Raw genomic sequence first — 18,949 nt, 5'->3', positions numbered from 1 at the left:
GTTTTCATATCAATGCGTCGAAGAAAAGCAAACCATCATCGGCCCACCTACCCAGCATTAGCAGCTCTACCCAGGAATCAATGTCTGAATCACATGCTCGACGTAGGATTCGAATTCTTCGCGGGCCTGTTTGGGTTGCTGCAGTTGCAGCGATAACTGCAGGAAGCCGACGTAAGCCGCGTAGGCGAGGCGGGCGCGATGCTGGGCGTCGGTGCGGCTGAGGCCGGCCTGGCGGAACGAGGCGATCAAGTAGTCGAGGCGGCGTTGCGAGACGCGGTCGATGACCGGACGCACGGCCGGGTGGTCGAGTGCCTTGAGCAGTTCGCTGTAGATGACGTGCGGTTTGACTTCGTGGGCGACCAGCTGAAACAGCGCGCGCAGACGGGCGCTGGGATCGGGAACGTCTTCCAGACTGCCGAAAACTTCCTTCTGCTCGAAGATTTCCCAGCGCTCCAGTGCGGCCTGCAACAGGGCGTCGCGCGAGGGGAAATGCCAGTAGAAGCTGCCCTTGGTGACGCCGAGACGACGCGCCAATGGCTCGACAGCGACGGCACTCACGCCTTGTTCGGCGATCAGGTCCAGCGCCGCCTGCGCCCAATCGTCCGCGCTGAGGCGATTACCGCGACCGGAACTGGCACGGGGCGTGGTGGGGGTGGATTCGGTGATGTCGTTCATGGCGCGATTTAACCATACGCCTGGGTCAGTTGCAGTATGCATCACAAAAATGACAGACAACTGCCATGATTCAAGGGCTTAACACTCCATACGAGGGAGTATTGACAGCAGGTGTCCTGCATCCATACCATTAGGTATGGTTATATCTCCATCTACGCTTGCCCCCATTGCGACCATGTCGTGCGTTAGCGCTGGCGACGTGGAGCTGGCCGTGTCGGTACGGGGTGCGCAGCACGCACCCATGGTGCTGCTGGCGCATGGGTTTGGGCAGACGCGGCATGCCTGGGAAGCAACGGCAACCGCGCTGGCGCAGGCCGGTTACCGCGCGCTGTCGTACGACGCACGCGGGCATGGCGACTCGGGCTTCAACGACGCCGACCTGCCCTACTCGCCCACCCAATTCACCGATGACCTGATTGTGTTGGCCGGCGAGCAGCCAGAGCCGCCGGTGCTGGTCGCTGCCTCGATGGGCGGCCTGTTCGGGCTGCTTGCCGAAGCGCGCTGGCCGGGGCTGTTCCGCGCGATCGTGCTGGTCGACATCACGCCGCGGTGGGACACCACGGGCGTGGAGCGCATTCTGCGCTTCATGACCGCGCATCCGGATGGATTTGCCTCGCTGGATGCGGCGGCCGATGCAATTGCCGCGTATCTGCCGCATCGCCCGCGCAAGACTGCGCATCAGTTACAGGCATTGCTGCGTCAACGCGCAGATGGCCGTTGGCATTGGCACTGGGACCCGCGCCTGGTCGACGAACTAGCCGGGCAGGATGCGCAGCTGCAGCAGCACGCCTTGGTGGAAGCCGCAGCGCAGGTGCGTTGCCCGATGCTGTTGATCAGCGGCGGGCGCAGCGATCTGGTCACGCCGCACAACATCACTGAATTCCTGTCGATCGCCCCACATGCGCAGCACGTGCAGCTGGCCGACGCCACGCACATGCTGGCAGGCGACGACAACACCACCTTTACCGCCACCGTGTTGCATTATCTGGACGCACTGCCCTCGGTTGGCACCATTGCAGCGTCCAACATCACCGAGCATGTCACTGGAGCAAGACCATGAGCATCGTTGCACCGTTCCTCCTCGTCATCCTGGCGGCGGGTATCGCTGCCTATCACCGCATGCGCCTTGCCACCTGGGTTGCGATCAGCGCCTGCGTGCTGGTGGCGTGCTGGCTGCTGGGTGCCAATCTCACCGCCACCATCGTCGCCGCCGCACTGGTGGTGCTGGTATCCGCTCCGGTGCTGTTGCCGTTCCTGCGCAAGCCGCTGCTGACGACGCCGTTGATGGGCTTTTTCCGCAAGGTATTGCCGCCGCTGTCGCAGACCGAGCGCATCGCGTTGGAGACCGGCTCGGTCGGTTTCGAGGGCGAGCTGTTCACCGGCGACCCGGATTGGCAGAAGCTGCTCAACTACCCCAAGCCGCAGTTGACCGCTGAAGAGCAGGCGTTCCTGGATGGACCGGTGGAAGAGCTGTGCAAGATGGTCAACGACTGGGAAATCACCCACGTCCACGCCGATCTGCCGCCGGAGCTCTGGGACTACATCAAGAAGAACAAGTTCTTCGGCATGATCATTCCCAAGCAGTACGGTGGGCTGGGTTTCAGCGCGCTGGCGCACCACAAGGTGATTCAGAAGCTGTCGTCGATCTCCAGCGTGGTCAGCTCCACCGTCGGTGTGCCGAACTCGCTCGGGCCGGGTGAGCTGCTGCTGCATTACGGCACCCCGGAACAGAAAGACTATTACCTGCCGCGTCTGGCCGTCGGTGCAGAAGTACCGTGTTTCGGTCTGACCGGCCCGTTTGCCGGCTCGGATGCGACCTCGATCCCCGACTACGGCATCGTCTGCAAGGGCGAGTGGAATGGCGCAAACGTGCTCGGCGTCAAGCTCACCTTCGACAAGCGCTACATCACCCTGGCACCGGTCGCCTCGCTGATCGGCCTGGCGTTCCGCGCCTATGACCCGGACGGCCTGATCGGCGACAAGAAGGACATCGGCATCACCCTGGCGCTGCTGCCGCGCGAGACCCCGGGAGTGGAAATCGGCCGCCGTCATTTCCCGCTGAATTCCACCTTCCAGAACGGCCCGATCCGTGGCACCGAGGTGTTCATTCCGCTCAGCCAGCTGATCGGCGGCGTGGAGATGGTGGGCAAGGGCTGGAACATGCTCAACGAGTGCCTGGCAGTGGGTCGCTCGATCACCCTGCCCTCCACCGCCAGCGGTGGCGGCAAGTACGCCGCGGTGGTGACCGGTGCGTATGCGCGCATCCGCAAGCAGTTCGGTCTGTCGATCGGCCGCTTCGAGGGCGTGGAAGAAGCGCTCGCGCGGATCGGCGGCAAAGCCTATGCGATCAGCGCGCTGGCGCAGGCCACCGCGGCGGCGGTGGATCGCGGCGACGTGCCGTCGGTGCCGTCGGCGATCGCCAAGTACCACTGCACCACCATGGGCCGCGAAGTGGTCAGCGACATGATGGATGTGATCGGCGGCAAGGGCATCATTCTGGGGCCGCGTAACTTCGCCGGCCGTGCCTGGCAGGCCGCGCCGATCGGCGTGACCGTGGAAGGCGCCAACATCATGACCCGCAGTCTGCTGATCTTCGGCCAGGGCGCGATCCTGTGCCATCCGTGGGTGATGAAGGAAATGAAGGCGGCGCAGGATCCGGATACGCGCCGTGGTCTGGAAGAGTTCGACCAGAGCCTGTTCGGGCACATCCGCTTCGGTATCTCCAATGCGGTGCGTTCGTTCTGGTTCGGTCTGACCGGTGCGCGTATCGGCGCAGCGCCGGGTGATGCATACACCCGTCGCTTTTTCCGCAAGCTGGATCGCTACTCGGCCAACCTGGCCCTGATGGCCGACGTGTCGATGCTGATGCTGGGCGGCAAGTTGAAGTTCAAGGAGTCGTTGTCGGGTCGGCTGGGCGATGTGCTGAGCCATATCTACATGACCAGCGCGATGCTCAAGCGATATCACGACGAAGGCGCGCCGGCGGCCGACCAGCCGCTGCTGGCCTGGGCCTTCCACGACAGCGTGCACAAGATCGAGACCTCGCTATCGGCGGCGCTGCGTAACTTCCCGATCCGCCCGGTGGGTTGGCTGATGTGGGTGTTGATCTTCCCGCTGGGCCGTCGTGCCGAAGCGCCGGGCGATCGCCTGGGACACCGTGTGGCATCGATCCTGATGGCCCCGAACGAAGCGCGCGATCGCCTGGCACAGGGCGTGTTTCTGACCCCGTGCGCCAACAACCCGGGTGGCCGCATTTCCAGCTATCTGGCCAAGGCGGTGATGGCCGAGCCGGTGGAACGCAAGTTCCTGAAGGCGCTCAAGACCAAGGGCATCGAAGCCCTCGACTTCAGTGCACAGCTCGACGAAGCGGTGGCCGAGGGCGTGCTCACCGTGGACGAGCGCAAGCTACTGGAAGAGCTGCGCGAGATCATGATGGACACCATCACCGTGGACGACTTCGATCCGCACGAGTTGCGTGCGGCGAGCTTCTACGACAAGCCGCAGGCACAGCAGCCGCGCGAAGCCGCGTAAGGTTCGTGCCAAGGTTCTCAGCGACGACGGCGGGCTTTTAGCCCGCCGTCGTTGTTTGCGGGGGCCGCCCATCACCCGGTTACGCTGTGAGCAGATGCGAGCAGCCATGGGCTGCCGACCTGTCAGTCTCAGGTGGCTGTCTTGCAGGCGTGGGCTTGCCCGCGAAGCGGCGTGACCGGTGATGTGGCATCGCGGGCAAGCCTGCTGACGAGAGGCAAACACCCTGCCAACAGACGCCTCAGTGCGGTAGCCACACCAACCCGAGCGCGATCAACGCGGGCACCGCCTGCACGAAAAAAATGCGGCGGTTGACGCTGTAGGCACCGTAGCACCCCGCAACCACCACACAGCCCAGGAAGAAGCTCAGCACATCGACCCGTGCCGCCAGCGCGCCCCAGAGCAGACCTGCGGCGAGAAAGCCGTTGTAGAGGCCCTGGTTGGCCGCCAGCACGCGGGTGGCCTGTGCCTTCTCCAATGTGTTGCGGAAGGTCTTCAAGCCCAATGGGTGCGTCCACAGCGCCATCTCCAGCACCAGGATGTAGACATGCAGCAGGCCGACAAGGATGCCGGCGATGATCGCGAACAGGGACATGGCGAGAAAGTCGTGTGGACGTGGCGGCAAGCATAGCCGCGATGCCGCGCCGGCTGTCTTGCAACACGCACAGAGATCGTGCCTTGAACGAGATGGCGTCACCAGCGCAGCACTGGCCCACGCGTGATGAACGATGTCGCGTGCTGGCTGTCATCCGCTGGCTGAGGGGTGCGCGCGCAGTCGCGGGATAGATGCCCCGTACAAGCGCTACCACGCGTCATTACCTGGCCGCCCGACTATGCGCGCGCCATCGCTCCATGGATGTCCCGGCAAGGCCGCCCTGCGCAGCTGCAAGCAGGTGGCGCGTGTCAGCCCTGCGACTCCGCTGCGCGCCCGTCCGCCACACCGTCGCGCTCTGCAGGCAACTTGCGTGCTTCGCGCAGCAGGCCGAACGTGCCCAGTGTCATGCCCACCGCCGCCAATAGACCAACCCCGAACACCGCGGTGGAGCCCAAGCCCGATACCAGCTTGTGGATCCAAACAAAGCTCAGGTCGCCGCCGCGATAGACCACCGTGTCGATCGCCGCACCGGCCTTGTAGCGCCATTCGCGACTGACTCGCGTGTACAAGGTTTCGCGCGCCGGCTTGGCCAGCGCAAACTCGCTGGAGCGCGTGATCACCTGCACGATGGCGATCATCAGCGGCAGCGGAGAGGCTGCCAGCACCGCATATCCCAAGGTAATGGCCACCCCCGGAATCAGCAGCGCCGGTGCGATGCCGAAGCGCGACAACAGCGCGCGCGTCACCAACAATTGCAGCACCAGTGCGAGCGCGTTGACCGCCAGGTCGATACTGGCGTAGTACGCGGTGCTGGCCGCCGCATCGGTATAGAGCCGCCGTACCAGCGCCGCCTGCTCGTTGTAGAGCAAGGTGCCCACGCCCACGCCGAATAACGTCATCAACGCCAGCCAGCGCAGCAACGGCTCGCGCACGATCAGCTTGAGGCCGCCCAGCACGTCGCCGCCCATCGGCACCTCGCCGGAGTCCAGTTGACGCTCCTGCTCGCGCGCCACCGCCCACAGGCGCAGACGCAGCACGCACACCACGCAGACCGTCAGGAACCCGGCCGACACCAGCATCAGGTGCGCAATGCCGATGCGCTCGACCAAGGTGCGAGTGAGGATCGGCCCGAGAAACGCGCCCAGGGTGCCGGCCGCGCCGATATAGCCGTAGTAGTTGCGCGCTTCGGCATTGCTGAAGACATCGGCCATGAAGCTCCAGAACACCGCCACGGCAAACAGGTTGAAGACCGTCAGCCACAAAAAGAACGCCATCCCGCGCCCTGGCACGCCGCTGTCGAACAGCACGTAGAACAGCAGCAGGGTCGCAATGAAGAACCCGTAGACCAGCGGCAGGAACACGCGCCGCGGATAGCGGCTGACCACCGCGCCGTACACCGGCTGCAGCAGCAGCATGATCAGGAAGGTGCAGGTAAACAGCACCTGCAAGGTGAAGTCCTTGAGCGGCATGCCGTGCGCGGCAAAGAAGCCGATCATGCCGGCCGGAAACAACGCGGCCACATCCGACGATGCACCCATCGCCTCGCGCACCGGACGCAGCACGTAGTAACCGCTGAGCAGGCAGAAGAAATACAGGAACGACCACGCCAGCGGTGGCGAACTGCGCAGCGCAGCGCCCAGACGGCCAGCCGCCGAGCGCGGGGAAGAGGGACGGGTCATGGCGTCAACATCGCCCGTGCGAACGAGCCCGACAACAAGAACATGGCGGCGGCGGCACCTGACGAAGTAGCGCGCAAGTTAGCCGATGCGGCGCAGCACCACCAGCGGCGGAGGCAGGACGCTGCGACGCGCACGTGGGCTGCCCCGGCACGGCACTTGCAACCCGCTTCGCATGCACCTTGCGTGGCGTCGCCACGGCCCTGAGCAGCCCGATTTCTGAACCAAAATCGTCAATAGGATCAATATGATGCCCATTCATCTTCCGGCAGTTTGTGCTATTGCGAAGCGCGGGGCTAGAATCGCTCCAAGCAGTGGAACAGGCGGGACAACCATGACAGTAATGCGCAGGCGCCGACGGTTCCGTCCGTTGGCCATCGGGCTGCTCGGGGCGTTATTGCCTCTGGCCCTCTCTTCCACGGCACAGACGCCCGCGCCCACCGCTTATGCGCTGCAGCCGGCGACCGTCGCGCAGTCGCCCACCGCCCCGCTTCCATATCGCACCTCGTTGCCGGCCAGCAGCGTGTTGGCGCCGGCCGCCGGCTTCGACGTGGCGGCATTCGAATCGATGGCCGACCAGTTGACTTACGGCAACCGTGTGCCCGGCATGGCGATGGCCATCGTGCAGGGCGGCAAGGTGCTCAGCGCGCGCGGCTATGGCGTCACCGACGTCAATCACCCGCAACCGGTCGATGCGCATACCGTGTTCCGCCTGGCGTCGCTGTCCAAGGCCTTCGCCGGCACCATGGCTGGCCTGCTGGTCAACGATGGCGTGTTGCGTTGGGACAGCAAGGTGGTCGACTACGTGCCCGGCTTCCAGCTGAGCGACAACGTCGCCACCCGGCAGCTCACTGTCGCCGAGGTGCTCAGTCATCGCGTCGGCCTGACCCGCAATGCCTACGACCGCGATATCGAATCCAACGTAGACTATTACTCGCTGAGCCACAAGCTGGCCGCCGCGCCGCTGCGGTGCGCGCCAGGCGATTGCTATGCGTATCAGAACGTGGCCTTCAGCCTGGTCGGCGATGTGGTCTTCGCCGCCTCCGGCAGTTTTTACGAGCAATCGGTGGAGCGCCGCATCTTCAAGCCGCTCGGCATGAACGATGCCAGCATGGGTCTGGCCGGCATCCAGGCCAGTCCGCATTGGGCACGCCCGCACGTGCGCAGCCGCAACGGCTGGGTGTCGCTCACGCCCAAGCCCACTTACTACCGTCTTGCTCCTGCTGCCGGCGTCAATGCCAGCGCCAGCGACATGGCGCAATGGCTGCTCGCACATACCGGCCATCGCACCGACGTGTTGCCTGCGCCGCTGCTTGCGACATTGCACGCGCCACTGATTTCCACGCCGGGCGAAATGCGTTCGGGTTGGCGCCATGAGCGCGTGGACGCGGCCAGCTACGCGCTGGGCTGGCGCGTGTTCGACTATGCGGGCCACCAGGTGGTCTTCCATGCCGGTGCGGTGCAGGGCTACCGCGGCCTGGTCGCGTTGCTGCCCGAGCGCGACGTCGGTATCGCCATCATGTGGAATGGCGAAAGCGGCCTGCCCTCCGGCATGCTGCCGACCATTCTGGACCGCGCCCTCGGTTTGCCGACCAAGCGTTGGCTGGATATCGATGTGGACGGCGACTTCGGCAGCGAGAACATGCTGGCAGAGAAGGCCGACCCGGCTGGCAAGGGCGCATCGTCCGGCAAGTCGGTGGCATCGCCGCGCTAAGGCGAAGCGCCGGCACCGTAGCGGTGCATGCTGAAACACAGGCGGCCTTGGCCGCCTGTGTTGTTTCTGATCGCTGGAGTCTGCGGGTGGTTTGAACGCCCTGGCGCCAGGCATGTGCTGGGCAGCGTGCTTGGCTACAACGCTACAACGCGATACTGCATCTGGGCGCCCTGCTGGGCTTGGTTCGTCGCCGCTGCACGTCGTTTTTGCATGTAGAGAGTGGATGCGGTTGCTGGACAGCGGATCGACGCGAGTAGATGTAGGCGCCTTGATCACGCCTTCTTCGTGCGAAGACGCCGGCTCGCAGGCGCCGTCAGGCTGCCGCACGCGTCATTGCTGGATCCACGACACCCTGCACCACAACGTATCGGACCAAGAGCGCTAACAACACGTCGCGAGCAGTCGTCTGGTGGTGTGGACCGCACACTCAGAACCGGAGTGGACGTGTGGTCCATGCGGCACCGAGCACCGGCCGCGCTCGCCTGACGGTGAGCACAGTCGTGTTGTTAGCTGCTCTAAAACATCTGGCTGTCGCGTGGTCGGGAGACGGGCGTCGGGCAGTGCGACGGCGGCGAACTGTCATTGCATCCAGCTGACCAATGGCCCAGGGAATCGGACTGGACAAGTGGTGGCCGAACAATCCCTCGGGAACGCCGATACCGATGCCGATCTCGGTACGGGTTGGAAGCATCGCCGCCTCAACGCAAGTGCAGCCTTGGGAGATGCATCGGACGCGTCAATGCGTCGCGCAGCACTCTCTTTTTAAGAAGCTCTCGGCGTTGGCGTTGGCGTTGGCGGTTGGCTACAGCTCCAGACCGTGCCACCTCGCGAACCGTGTCGCCTCGATGGCGGTCGGCATTCGCGCGCTGCATCGGACGTGGTCACGGAGCCGTGCAATAAAAAAGCTCCCTCCCCGCTGGGCGTCGGGGAGAGAGCTCGATGTTTACGGCGATCGGGTGTTGCAGATCAGATCAGCGGTGCCGGAGTTGCGGGCAGCGCGACCGGAGCGGCCTTCTTCTTGCGAGCGGCCGGCTTCTTCTTGGCGACCTTCTTCACAGCAGGCTTCTTGGTAGCAGCCTTCTTGGTGGCGGACTTCTTGGTCGCCTTCTTCGCTACTGCCTTTTTGGCAGTTTTCTTCACTGCTTTCTTGGCGGCCTTCTTGACGGCCTTTTTGGCGGCAGTCTTCTTGGTCGCCTTCTTTGCGGTCTTCTTCACTGCCTTCTTGGCGGCAGTCTTCTTGGTTGCCTTCTTGGCAGTCTTCTTCACTGCTTTCTTGGCGGTTGCCTTCTTGGCAGTCTTTTTGACGGCCTTCTTGGCAGCAGTCTTCTTCACTGCTTTCTTGGCAGTTGCCTTCTTAGCGACCTTCTTGGTCGCCTTCTTGGCGGCGGTCTTCTTCACTGCCTTTTTGGCGGTGGGTTTCTTTTTCGCAGCTTTTTTAGTGGCCATGTAATTGGCTCCTCGTCAGTGAACTATGGAGGTGAAACGCCCAGTTGAACCAAACCCCGCGTCGGCATGCCGTCGTCGGGTACCGTCCGCAGGTAATGCGCGACGGGACGGATACAGAAACACCCGCATCGAACGGCGACACGGGTGCGTAGTCGAAACGACAACTGCTTTTTTGGAGAGAAGCGGACCCGACTCCACCATTGAGTGTGCTTCGGTGGACGTCTTGAACAAGCGTGTCGGCTCGATGTCGATTCTGCTCACTCTCTTTCGCAGCAATGTCTGCTGGGCGAAACCTAATCACGCTTTTTTTTACTGTCAACACTCTTTTGCATTTTTTTTTCAGCCGACCATTGCCATGTTCGCCATCGACGTCGGGCAAACGCACCGCGCGCGGCAAGCTGGATGGGTTGGAAGCGCGCGCCCACGCAACAGCGTTAGCGAAAAAGCACTTCTTTTCCGCTGTTTTCTTCAAGTGCTCTAAATCCGCACGATGCAGGGCGCGGTAACGCTGCGACGATGCGCTGCGCGTTGCGGCATCGCTTGCCGCCTGTCCGCCAGCTGAAAATTTTTTATCCGACAACTCCGCTTCCGACGTCGTACGAGCAGAAATGCGCAAACTTATTGCGCCGTTCGATCGCCATGCAGGTGCGCTTGCGCATCGCCGACAGCGTGTTGCGCAACGTCGATCGGTCATCGATGCATGTTGCGAGCGTCGAATTTTTTTCACCGAGCACACCCCAGACCCTCACGAGCGACTCACGTCAGAAATCCGGCGCACCGGGATGCAGGCGGTTGTGCGGCGACAGATCGCGCATGGATGCCTCCACGCGCATCGCGTCAGCGCATCGCCAACCGCCCTTCCAGCCTGCGAGTGTCAGCACGTGCAGGTGGCTGCCCAACCGCCCCCTCGATCTCGAACACACACCGCACAGCGGCGGCGCGCCAAAAAAAAATGGCCGCTCTGAGAGCGGCCATCCGTGCGCAGCAGGGAAGACGGACTCAGTGGTCGTCGTCTTCGAGCAGCTCGGCGTAGTCGTCGGGCGACAGTAGATCGTTGAGCTGCTCCTTGTCGTCGAGTTCGACAACGAAGATCCAGCCCTCGCCATAGGCGTCTTCGTTGATGGTTTCCGGCTTGTCGCTCAGCGCGCCGTTGACCTCGACCACGGTGCCGCTGACCGGGCTATAGACATCGGATGCGGCCTTGACCGACTCGACCACCGCCGCGCCGTTGCCGACCTGCACTGTGTCGCCGACGCTCGGCAGCTCGACGTAGACCAGGTCGCCCAGCAAGCCCTGCGCGTGGTCGGAAATACCGACGGTCACGCGGCCGCTGCTTTCGACACGGGCCCACTCGTGGGATTTGAGGAACTTGAGGTCGCCAGGAATCTCGCTCATGGGTGTGCTCCGGGGAAACTGGGGTTGGGGACAGGTGGTTAGTTTAGACCGCGCGACAAGACAGGTGCACGCGTGTCGGTATGGCTGGGCTGCATCAGGTGACAGGAGGCCGGCCACTGCGACCGGCATCTTGCGATTTATTCGCCAAGAACGCCGGGCTGCGCCTGACCGTCGCGCACGAACGGAAACTTCACCGCGCGCAACGGGACCTGCTTGCCGCGAATGTCCACGCGCAGGTCGTCGATGCTGCCGGCCGGCACGCGTGCGAATGCGATCGCCTTGCCGAGCGTCGGTGAGAAGGTACCGGACAGGATCTCGCCTTCGCCGCTGACGGTGAACACGCTCTGGCCGTGGCGCAGCACGCCCTTCTCATCCATCACCACACCGATCAGTTGACGCGGTGCGCCCTGCGCCTTTTGCGTTTCGAGCACGGCGCGACCGATGAAGTCGCGGCCTTCGTCCAGGGTGATCGTCCACGCCAACGCAGCCTCATAAGGAGTGACCGCGTCGTCCATGTCCTGCCCATAGAGATTCATGCCCGCTTCCAGACGCAAGGTATCGCGCGCACCCAGACCGGCCGGCTTGACGCCCTGCGCGAGCAGCGCATTCCAGAACGCGACCGCTGCGTCTTGCGGCAACACGATTTCGAAACCGTCTTCGCCGGTGTAGCCGGTGCGCGCAACAAACAGGTCGATGCCATCGCGTGAGCGCGTCTGCAGTGCGGCGAAACGGCCGAGCTTGCTCGCTGCCGTGGCGTCGGCCGGATCGACCAGTTCGATGACCTTGGCGCGTGCGTTGGGGCCCTGCACGGCGATCATCGCGAAGTCGCCGCGCTCTTCCACGCGTACCTCGAAGCGTGCGGCCTGTTCGCCGATCCACTGCAGATCCTTTTCGCGGGTAGCGGCGTTGACCACCAGACGGAAAAAATCTTCGGTCATGAAATAGACGATGAGGTCGTCGATCACCCCGCCCTGCGGATTGAGCATGCAGGTGTACAGCGCCTTGCCGGAGACCTTGAGCTTGTCCACCGAGTTGGCGAGCAGGTAGCGCAGGAACTCGCGCACGCGTGCGCCGCGCAGATCGACCACGGTCATGTGACTGACGTCGAACATGCCGGCGTCGCGACGCACCTGATGGTGTTCGTCCAGCTGCGAGCCATAGTGGATCGGCATGTCCCAACCGCCGAAGTCGACCATCTTGGCGCCGAGCGCGCGATGGGTGTCGTTGAGGATGGTCTTCTGGGTCATGGGCGCCGGTCCAAGGGAAAGATGCCCATTATCGCTGCCTGGCCGTGCTTGCGGGTAACCCCGTCACTGCGCAGACGCAGCACCGGCCCAACCGTGCAATTGGGCACAAGCACGCCGCACTGCAGCAATGTGCGGCAGGGCTGCTCGCCTTGCTTGTCGATCAGCTAGTGGCTTGCACCTGCAAGGTCATGCCATCGACGCCGACGATGCGCACCGGCGCGCCGGCAGGCAGATCCGGACCACTGACCACCCAGAACGCATCGTCGACCTTGGCGCGACCGCGGCCATCGTGGATGGCTTGATCGAGCAGCACACGACGGCCGATCAACTGCTCGGCACGTCTGTTGAGCAAGGGGCGATCGCTCTGCCGCCCCTTGCCGCGGAACCAGGTGCGATAGACCTGCACCGACACAAAGCTGAGCACGACGAACGCCACAATCTGCACCAGCAGCGACATGCCCGGCAGCGCCAACACGAGCACGCAGACGGCGGCGGCGGCAATCCCCATCCACAGCAGAAACGCGCCGGGCACCAGCGTCTCTGCGGCGATCAACAGCAGCGCCAGCACCGCCCAGATCACAACGTCCCAGCGCATGGCTCAGCCTCCCGCACGCGGCGGCATCGGCGGCATGCGTACGGCTGGCGCGTCGGGCTTGCCCATCGCTTCCTTGGCCAGCTCGGCGATGCCGGCGAGCGAGCCGATGATGCCGCTGGATTCCATCGGCATCAGCACGAACTTCTGGTTGGGCGCGGTGGCCAGTGCCTTGAACGCCTCCACATACTTTTGTGCGACGAAATAATTGATTGCCTGCACGCTGCCGTTGGCGATCGCATCGGACACCACCTGGGTGGCGCGGGCTTCGGCCTCGGCCAGACGCTCGCGGGCCTCGGCGTCGCGGAAGGCGGCTTCCTTGCGGCCTTCGGCTTCGAGCACGGCCGCCTGCTTCTCGCCCTCCGCGCGCAGGATCTCCGATTGACGCGAGCCTTCGGCTTCCAGAATCTGCGCGCGCTTTTCGCGCTCGGCCTTCATCTGCCGCGCCATCGAGTCGATCAGATCGCGCGGCGGCTGGATATCGCGAATTTCGATTCGCGTGACCTTGATGCCCCATGGGTTGGTGGCCTGGTCCACCACGCTCAGCAACTGCGCATTGATGGTTTCGCGCTGGCTCAGCGATTCGTCCAGATCCATCGAACCGATCACGGTACGGATATTGGTTTGCACCAGCGCGATGCTGGCGATCTCCAGATTGGAGACTTCATAGGCGGCCTTGGCGGCATCCAGCACCTGGAAGAACACCACACCGTCCACGCGTACCACCGCGTTGTCCTTGGTGATGACGTCCTGGCTGGGCACGTCCAGTACCTGTTCCATCATGTTGATCTTGCGGCCCACGCCGTAGACCACCGGCACCAGAAAGTGCAGACCCGGACTCAGGGTGTGGGTGTAGCGGCCGAAGCGCTCCACCGTCCACTGAAATCCCTGCGGCACCATGCGCACGGTCTTGAACAACACGATGACGCCAGCGACCAGAACGGCCATGGCCAAAAACGAAGTCGGAAACATGTGCATCCCCCTTGCATATGACGAGTCGATCCTTGCAGCAGTATGCACCCGCGCTGCCCGTCACCGGCTTGGGGATGCTGTGCAGGAATGCGCTCGCGACCATTGCCGCGTCGGGCAGCAAGCGCCTCGGCGTGCGCGGATCACACGACCGCCAGGCTCAGACGTTGCGCGGCGCGAACATGATGACGGCCATGCCGAGCAGACAGCAGGCGGCGCCGAGCAGATCCCATCGCGTCGGAGTGATGCGGTCCACCCACCACAACCACAGCAAGGCACTGGCGATATAGACCCCGCCATAGGCGGCATACACGCGTCCGCTGGCAGTCGGATGCAGACTCAACAGCCACACGAAGATTGCAAGGCTCAGCGCGCTGGGCAGCAGCAGCCACGCGCTGCCGCCTTTGCGTAGCCATAGATAAGGAAGGTAGCAGCCGACCAGTTCGGCCACGGCGGTGGCGACAAACAGCAACAGTGTGGTCAGCGCGGCGCTCATGCGCCGGGCACGGCGCCGGCATCCGGCACCGCGGCGAGGGATTCGTCGCGCTTGACCTGTTGCCACAGCGCTTCCTGCGCGCCCAGCGACAACCCATCCAGCGTGGTGCCCTGCGCGTGCGCCTGCGCTTCCATCGCACGGAAGCGCCGTTCGAATTTCAGATTGGCATGCCGGAGCGCGGCGCCCACATCGACCTTGGCATGTCGCGCGAGATTGGCGCAGACGAACAGCACATCGCCCAGTTCGTCTTCCAGCCGCGCCTGATTGTCGGCTACCGGGCCGCGGGCGAATTCCACCCGCAGCTCCTCGATTTCTTCCTGCAGTTTTTCCAGCACCGGCGCCGGGCCAGGCCAATCGAAGCCCACCCGCGCCGCGCGCGACTGCAACTTGGTGGAACGCTGCCACTCGGGCAGTCCGCGCGCGATGCCGGCCAGTGCAGAGTCGTCCTGGTGTCCTGCGGCGCGGCGTTCTTCGCGTTTGATCTGGTCCCAGTTGGCGCTCACCGCCTGCGCATCGTCCGCCGTTTGCGCCGCGAACACATGCGGGTGTCGGCGCACCAGCTTGTCGCTGAGTGTGGCGACGACGTCGGCAAAGTCGAACGCGCCCTGTTCGGACGCCATCTGCGCATGGAAGACCACCTGCAGCAGCAGGTCGCCCAACTCGTCGCGCAGCCCGGGCAGGTCGTTGCGATCGATCGCGTCGGCGACCTCGTAGGCTTCTTCGATGGTGTACGGCGCGATGGTGGCAAAGCTCTGCTCCACATCCCAGGGGCAACCGTGCTCACGGTCGCGCAGGCGCGCCATCAACTGCAGCAGGCGGTGGATATCGCCGGTGGGCGGAGTCTGGAGCATGGTGTGTTCCTGGAGCGATGTTGGAAGGCGCATCCGCGGCGAGAGCGCTGACGCAGTGCGGCATTGCGCGTGGCAGCAACTCCGACGCGCGATGCCGCCGCAGTGTACCGGTCAGCCAATCACGACCTTGCGCATCCGTGTTGCCTGGCGTGTGACGCGCACACGGCAGGCGGGCATGCTCAGGCCAGCCAATCGCGCCAAGGCAGACTGGGATCGCCCAGCGCGATGAAGTCGCCATTGAGCAAGGTGTCGCGGCGGTTATAGCGGAACGGCTTGCCGGAACCGCCGGCCAGCAGCACACCGCCGGCAGCGTGCAACACGCATTGGCCGGCCGCGGTGTCCCATTCGGAGGTGGGGCCGAAGCGCGGATAGACATCCAGGTCGCCTTCGGCGATGCGGCAGAACTTCAACGACGAGCCTTGCGCCACCACGTCGATCTCCCCCATGCGCTCCAGCGCGGCTGCAGTGCGCGCGTCGCGATGCGAGCGGCTGGCAGCTACCCGCAAGGGTGTGGCGGCCGGTGTACGGGTGTGCAGCATCTCGTCGCGGTCGCCGTCGCGGCGGAACGCGTTCTCGCCGCGTGCGGCGTACCAGACTCGGCCATCGACCGGCGCCTGCACTACGCCCAGCACCGGCGCGCCCATGTGAATGAGGGCGATGTTGACGCTGAACTCGCCGTTGCGTTTGACGAACTCGCGGGTTCCATCCAGCGGATCGACTAGCCAGTAGCTGGTCCAGTACTGCCGCTCTTCCCAGGCCACGTGCGCGGATTCTTCCGACAGCACCGGCACGTCGGGCGTGACCCGACGCAGACCATCGACGATGACGCGATTGGCAGCCAGGTCGGCCTGGGTCAACGGACTGGCGTCGTCCTTGATCTCGACCGCGAAGTCCTGCGCGTACACCTGCATGATGGCCTCACCCGCTTCGCGGGCAATAGCGATCACGGTTTCGCGCAGTTCCATCGGGATACGGATCATGGGTTGCGCTCCAGCCACTCGCGCGCGATGAACAAGGCGGCCAGCGAGCGGCCTTCGGAGAAATCGTCGCGCAGCATCAATTCGTCCAGACGAGCGATTGGCCAGGGCACCACTTCCATCTCTTCCGGCTCATCGCCGACCAGGCGCTCGGGATACAGGTCGCGCGCCAGCACCAACCAGGATTGGTGACTCATATAAGTAGGAGCGAGCGTCATCGCGCGCAGCACCTGAACCTGGCGCGCGCCGTAGCCGGCTTCTTCCTTGAGCTCGCGGTCGGCCGCCTGCTCCGGCGTCTCGCCGGCATCGATGCGCCCCTTGACCAGACCCAGCTCGTAGCGGTGCACGCCGGCGGCGTACTCGCGCACCAGCAGCACGGTGGTCGCGTCGAGCATCGGCACCACGACCACGGCACCGTGGCCCTGGCTGAGTTGCCGTTCGTAGAGACGGCGCTGCCCGTTGGAAAACTCCAGATCCAGTTGCTGGCGACGGAACGGCCCGTCGCCAAGATCGGTGATCTTGTGGATGGTCGGCAGACGCGGGCTCATGCGTGGCACGCAGCCGCGGAGCGGACCGATAGAATAGGCAGATGCATCGACATGTTCATGAGCCCGAAATCCTAGCAGACCCTGCAGCCTCCGAAGCTGCCGAACATTGGCGGCAACGCGATCTTGCGGTGCTGTGGCACCCGTGCACGCAGATGCGCGAGCATCCGCACACGCTTCCGCTGGTCCCTATCGCCGGTGGGCAGGGTGCGTGGCTGATCGGTCACGATGGCCGTCGCTATCTGGACGCGGTCAGCAGCTGGTGGACCAACCTGTTCGGCCATGCCGAGCCGCGTATCGGCGCGGCCATCGCGCAGCAGGCCGGCACCCTGGAGCAGGTGATGCTGGCCGGCTTCACCCACGCGCCGGCAGTGCAGCTGGCCGAGCGCCTGCTGGCGATTGCGCCGCGCCAGCCCGACCGCCCACCGCTGTCCAAGGTGTTCTATGCCGACAACGGCTCGGCCGGCGTCGAAGTGGCCTTGAAGATGGCCTTCCATTATTTCCACAACCGTGGCGAGCATCGCCGCACGCGTTTCATCGCATTGGAAAACGGGTATCACGGCGAAACCATCGGCGCACTGTCGGTCGGCGACATCCCGTTGTATCGGCGCGTGTATGCACCGCTGTTGTTGCAATCGCTGTTTGCGCCGTCGCCCGACGCCTACCTGGCCGAGCCGGGCCAGAGCGCAGAAGACTACGCACTGCAGGCGGCCGATGCACTGCAGGCACTGTTCGAACAGTTGCCGGGCGAAATTTGCGCGTTGATACTGGAGCCACGGGTGCAATGCGCCGGCGGCATGCGCATGTATCACCCTGCGTATCTGCGCCGTGCGCGCGCATTGTGCGATGCGCATGGCGTATTCCTGATCGCCGACGAGATCGCCACCGGCTTCGGACGCACCGGCACCCTGTTCGCCTGCGAACAGGCCGGCGTGATGCCCGATCTGCTGTGCTTGTCCAAGGGACTGACTGGCGGCTTCCTGCCGCTGTCGGCAGTGCTGGCCACGCAGCAGTTATACGACGCGTTTCTGGACGATTCGCGCGAGCGCGCGTTTCTGCATTCGCATAGCTATACCGGCAACCCACTGGCGTGCGCGGCGGCATTGGCGACGTTGCAGATCTTCGCAGACGACGAAGTGATTGCGCGTAACCAGCACACCGCCGCGCGCATGAGCGCCCTCGCTGCGCAGATCGGCAAGCACAGCGCGGTGTCGGACGTGCGCCAGGCCGGCATGATCGTGGCCTTCGAGTTGACCCAGGGCGGCGACAAACGCACCCCCTTCCCCGCCGCGGCACGGGTTGGATTGAAGGCGTATCGCGCGGCGCTGGAGCGCGGCGTGGTGCTGCGCCCGCTGGGCGACGTGCTGTACTGGATGCCACCGTATTGTGTGGATGAGGCGCAACTGGCCTTGCTTGCCGCAACCACCCGTCACGCCATCGACGAGGCCGTCGCATGCGCCTGACCCGGTCCCATGTTGCGTTGCCGCTGCAGTGCGACCAGGAAGTGACCCTGCCCGAAGAGTCCGCCAATCATCTGCTGCGCGTGTTGCGCTTGCGCGAGGGCGATGCCTGCATCCTGTTCAACGGCGATGGCAGCGACTACCACGCGCGGATCACCGTGGCCGGCAAGCGCGAAGCGCGTGCGCTGGTCGAGCGTGCGGAAGCGCTGTCCAACGAATCGCCTTTACGCATCACGCTGCTCCAGGGCATCGCGCGCGGCGAAAAAATGGACCTGATCCTGCAGAAAGCCACCGAGTTGGGCGTGGCCGCCATCGTGCCGGTCAACGCCGAGCGCACCGAGGTCAAGCTCGATGCAGCGCGCATGGAAAAACGCATCGCGCATTGGCGCAGTGTGGTGGTGTCGGCCTGCGAACAATCCGGCCGCGCACGCGTGCCGACCGTCGCCGCGCCGCTGGGCTTGCAAGAAGCTGCGCAGGCCAGCGACCCGCAGGCGCGACGGCTGACCCTGGACCCGCAGGGCGAGCATCGCCTGTCCACCCTGAGTGCAGATGTCGAGCAGGGGCTCATCGTGGCGATCGGGCCGGAAGGTGGCTGGTCGCCACGCGACCGCGCCACGCTCGCCGCTGCCGGTTTCACCGGCCTGCAATTAGGTCCACGCATCCTGCGCACCGAGACCGCCGGCCTGGCCGCCATCGCCGCGTTGCAGGCGCGGTTCGGGGACCTGTAGGTTCGAGGACGTGCAGGTCGCTGATGCGCAGTGTAGGTAGCGTCGCGCCTCGTGT

The 18,949-nt window shown here is 64.4% G+C and carries 18 protein-coding genes and 1 other RNA gene; 5 read left to right on the top strand and 14 right to left on the bottom strand.

Going from position 1 to position 18,949, the window contains the following annotated elements:
- Positions 1-66 precede the first annotated feature (66 nt).
- Positions 67-675 (bottom strand): TetR/AcrR family transcriptional regulator, encoded by a 609-nt coding sequence (locus VC212_RS09730; RefSeq protein WP_115513564.1) that lies wholly within the window; start codon positions 673-675, stop codon positions 67-69.
- A 136-nt stretch (positions 676-811) separates the two neighbouring features.
- Here VC212_RS09730 and VC212_RS09725 point away from each other — a divergent pair, with 136 nt between their 5' ends.
- On the top strand, positions 812-1,735 hold the full coding sequence (locus VC212_RS09725) for an alpha/beta hydrolase (RefSeq protein ID WP_323515411.1): 924 nt from the start codon (positions 812-814) through the stop codon (positions 1,733-1,735).
- Complete coding sequence (locus VC212_RS09720) at positions 1,732-4,206, top strand: acyl-CoA dehydrogenase (protein WP_115528620.1); 2,475 nt, start codon at positions 1,732-1,734, stop codon at positions 4,204-4,206. Before VC212_RS09725 ends, VC212_RS09720 begins: the two co-directional genes overlap by 4 nt.
- A 238-nt stretch (positions 4,207-4,444) precedes the next feature.
- On the opposite strand, the gene VC212_RS09715 is transcribed toward VC212_RS09720, so the two are convergent.
- The gene (locus VC212_RS09715; RefSeq protein WP_055849330.1) at positions 4,445-4,798 is read right to left on the bottom strand and encodes a DUF1304 domain-containing protein; all 354 of its coding nucleotides are present in this window, start codon (positions 4,796-4,798) and stop codon (positions 4,445-4,447) included.
- A 308-nt stretch (positions 4,799-5,106) separates the two neighbouring features.
- The gene (locus tag VC212_RS09710) at positions 5,107-6,477 is read right to left on the bottom strand and encodes an MFS transporter (RefSeq protein ID WP_323515413.1); all 1,371 of its coding nucleotides are present in this window, start codon (positions 6,475-6,477) and stop codon (positions 5,107-5,109) included.
- 367 nt (positions 6,478-6,844) lie between these two features.
- On the opposite strand from VC212_RS09710, the gene VC212_RS09705 reads away from it, so the two are divergent.
- Positions 6,845-8,188, top strand: a complete 1,344-nt coding sequence (locus VC212_RS09705; protein ID WP_193552498.1) for a serine hydrolase domain-containing protein — start codon at positions 6,845-6,847, stop codon at positions 8,186-8,188.
- A 379-nt stretch (positions 8,189-8,567) separates the two neighbouring features.
- Here the strand turns inward: VC212_RS09705 and VC212_RS09700 are convergent.
- From VC212_RS09700 to nudE, 11 genes are all read right to left on the bottom strand, one after another.
- Positions 8,568-8,643, bottom strand: a non-coding RNA gene (locus VC212_RS09700) — sX9 sRNA.
- A gap of 511 nt (positions 8,644-9,154) precedes the next feature.
- Entirely contained in the window at positions 9,155-9,634 is a 480-nt protein-coding gene (locus VC212_RS09695) for a histidine biosynthesis protein HisIE (protein WP_082473483.1), read from the bottom strand.
- Positions 9,624-10,214, bottom strand: coding sequence for a hypothetical protein (locus VC212_RS09690; protein WP_323515414.1), 591 nt, complete (start codon positions 10,212-10,214; stop codon positions 9,624-9,626). The genes VC212_RS09695 and VC212_RS09690 overlap by 11 nt, the downstream gene beginning before the upstream one ends.
- A 419-nt stretch (positions 10,215-10,633) precedes the next feature.
- Entirely contained in the window at positions 10,634-11,029 is a 396-nt protein-coding gene (gcvH, locus tag VC212_RS09685) for a glycine cleavage system protein GcvH (protein ID WP_055849316.1), read from the bottom strand.
- 137 nt (positions 11,030-11,166) lie between these two features.
- Complete coding sequence (gene gcvT, locus VC212_RS09680) at positions 11,167-12,276, bottom strand: glycine cleavage system aminomethyltransferase GcvT (protein ID WP_323515415.1); 1,110 nt, start codon at positions 12,274-12,276, stop codon at positions 11,167-11,169.
- A gap of 160 nt (positions 12,277-12,436) precedes the next feature.
- Entirely contained in the window at positions 12,437-12,871 is a 435-nt protein-coding gene (locus tag VC212_RS09675; RefSeq protein ID WP_055849309.1) for an NfeD family protein, read from the bottom strand.
- Between the two features lie 3 nt (positions 12,872-12,874).
- Positions 12,875-13,840, bottom strand: coding sequence for an SPFH domain-containing protein (locus VC212_RS09670; protein WP_055850368.1), 966 nt, complete (start codon positions 13,838-13,840; stop codon positions 12,875-12,877).
- A 157-nt stretch (positions 13,841-13,997) separates the two neighbouring features.
- Positions 13,998-14,333: a YnfA family protein gene (locus VC212_RS09665; RefSeq protein WP_055849305.1), complete on the bottom strand. Its 336-nt coding sequence runs from the start codon at positions 14,331-14,333 to the stop codon at positions 13,998-14,000.
- Positions 14,330-15,184, bottom strand: coding sequence for a nucleoside triphosphate pyrophosphohydrolase (mazG, locus tag VC212_RS09660; protein WP_115528626.1), 855 nt, complete (start codon positions 15,182-15,184; stop codon positions 14,330-14,332). The genes VC212_RS09665 and mazG overlap by 4 nt, the downstream gene beginning before the upstream one ends.
- A 179-nt stretch (positions 15,185-15,363) precedes the next feature.
- Complete coding sequence (gene cysQ, locus VC212_RS09655; RefSeq protein WP_104616722.1) at positions 15,364-16,164, bottom strand: 3'(2'),5'-bisphosphate nucleotidase CysQ; 801 nt, start codon at positions 16,162-16,164, stop codon at positions 15,364-15,366.
- Entirely contained in the window at positions 16,161-16,709 is a 549-nt protein-coding gene (nudE, locus tag VC212_RS09650) for an ADP compounds hydrolase NudE (protein WP_055849296.1), read from the bottom strand. Before nudE ends, cysQ begins: the two co-directional genes overlap by 4 nt.
- Positions 16,710-16,750: 41 nt before the next feature.
- Here nudE and bioA point away from each other — a divergent pair, with 41 nt between their 5' ends.
- Together bioA and VC212_RS09640 are read left to right on the top strand one after the other, a co-directional pair.
- On the top strand, positions 16,751-18,169 hold the full coding sequence (gene bioA / locus VC212_RS09645; protein ID WP_323515417.1) for an adenosylmethionine--8-amino-7-oxononanoate transaminase: 1,419 nt from the start codon (positions 16,751-16,753) through the stop codon (positions 18,167-18,169).
- On the top strand, positions 18,160-18,894 hold the full coding sequence (locus tag VC212_RS09640) for a 16S rRNA (uracil(1498)-N(3))-methyltransferase (protein WP_323515419.1): 735 nt from the start codon (positions 18,160-18,162) through the stop codon (positions 18,892-18,894). Before bioA ends, VC212_RS09640 begins: the two co-directional genes overlap by 10 nt.
- The last annotated feature ends 55 nt before the right edge of the window (positions 18,895-18,949 follow it).

The organism is Xanthomonas sp. WHRI 8932A, from assembly GCF_035012785.1.
Classification (GTDB): domain Bacteria; phylum Pseudomonadota; class Gammaproteobacteria; order Xanthomonadales; family Xanthomonadaceae; genus Xanthomonas.
The sequence above is the reverse complement of the archived record's forward strand: the minus strand, read 5'-3'. Positions and strand labels throughout refer to the sequence as shown.

What these genes read in the sequence shown, in the direction of transcription:
- VC212_RS09665 (WP_055849305.1), bottom strand. Translation starts at nt 14,333, where the DNA reads ATGAGCGCCGCGCTGACCACACTGTTGCTGTTTGTCGCCACCGCCGTG.
- VC212_RS09715 (WP_055849330.1), bottom strand. Translation starts at nt 4,798, where the DNA reads ATGTCCCTGTTCGCGATCATCGCCGGCATCCTTGTCGGCCTGCTGCAT.
- nudE (WP_055849296.1), bottom strand. Translation starts at nt 16,709, where the DNA reads ATGAGCCCGCGTCTGCCGACCATCCACAAGATCACCGATCTTGGCGAC.
- VC212_RS09730 (WP_115513564.1), bottom strand. Translation starts at nt 675, where the DNA reads ATGAACGACATCACCGAATCCACCCCCACCACGCCCCGTGCCAGTTCC.
- gcvH (WP_055849316.1), bottom strand. Translation starts at nt 11,029, where the DNA reads ATGAGCGAGATTCCTGGCGACCTCAAGTTCCTCAAATCCCACGAGTGG.
- gcvT (WP_323515415.1), bottom strand. Translation starts at nt 12,276, where the DNA reads ATGACCCAGAAGACCATCCTCAACGACACCCATCGCGCGCTCGGCGCC.
- VC212_RS09640 (WP_323515419.1), top strand. Translation starts at nt 18,160, where the DNA reads ATGCGCCTGACCCGGTCCCATGTTGCGTTGCCGCTGCAGTGCGACCAG.
- VC212_RS09725 (WP_323515411.1), top strand. Translation starts at nt 812, where the DNA reads ATGGTTATATCTCCATCTACGCTTGCCCCCATTGCGACCATGTCGTGC.
- VC212_RS09670 (WP_055850368.1), bottom strand. Translation starts at nt 13,840, where the DNA reads ATGTTTCCGACTTCGTTTTTGGCCATGGCCGTTCTGGTCGCTGGCGTC.
- VC212_RS09675 (WP_055849309.1), bottom strand. Translation starts at nt 12,871, where the DNA reads ATGCGCTGGGACGTTGTGATCTGGGCGGTGCTGGCGCTGCTGTTGATC.
- VC212_RS09710 (WP_323515413.1), bottom strand. Translation starts at nt 6,477, where the DNA reads ATGACCCGTCCCTCTTCCCCGCGCTCGGCGGCTGGCCGTCTGGGCGCT.
- VC212_RS09720 (WP_115528620.1), top strand. Translation starts at nt 1,732, where the DNA reads ATGAGCATCGTTGCACCGTTCCTCCTCGTCATCCTGGCGGCGGGTATC.
- bioA (WP_323515417.1), top strand. Translation starts at nt 16,751, where the DNA reads ATGCATCGACATGTTCATGAGCCCGAAATCCTAGCAGACCCTGCAGCC.
- VC212_RS09695 (WP_082473483.1), bottom strand. Translation starts at nt 9,634, where the DNA reads ATGGCCACTAAAAAAGCTGCGAAAAAGAAACCCACCGCCAAAAAGGCA.
- mazG (WP_115528626.1), bottom strand. Translation starts at nt 15,184, where the DNA reads ATGCTCCAGACTCCGCCCACCGGCGATATCCACCGCCTGCTGCAGTTG.
- cysQ (WP_104616722.1), bottom strand. Translation starts at nt 16,164, where the DNA reads ATGATCCGTATCCCGATGGAACTGCGCGAAACCGTGATCGCTATTGCC.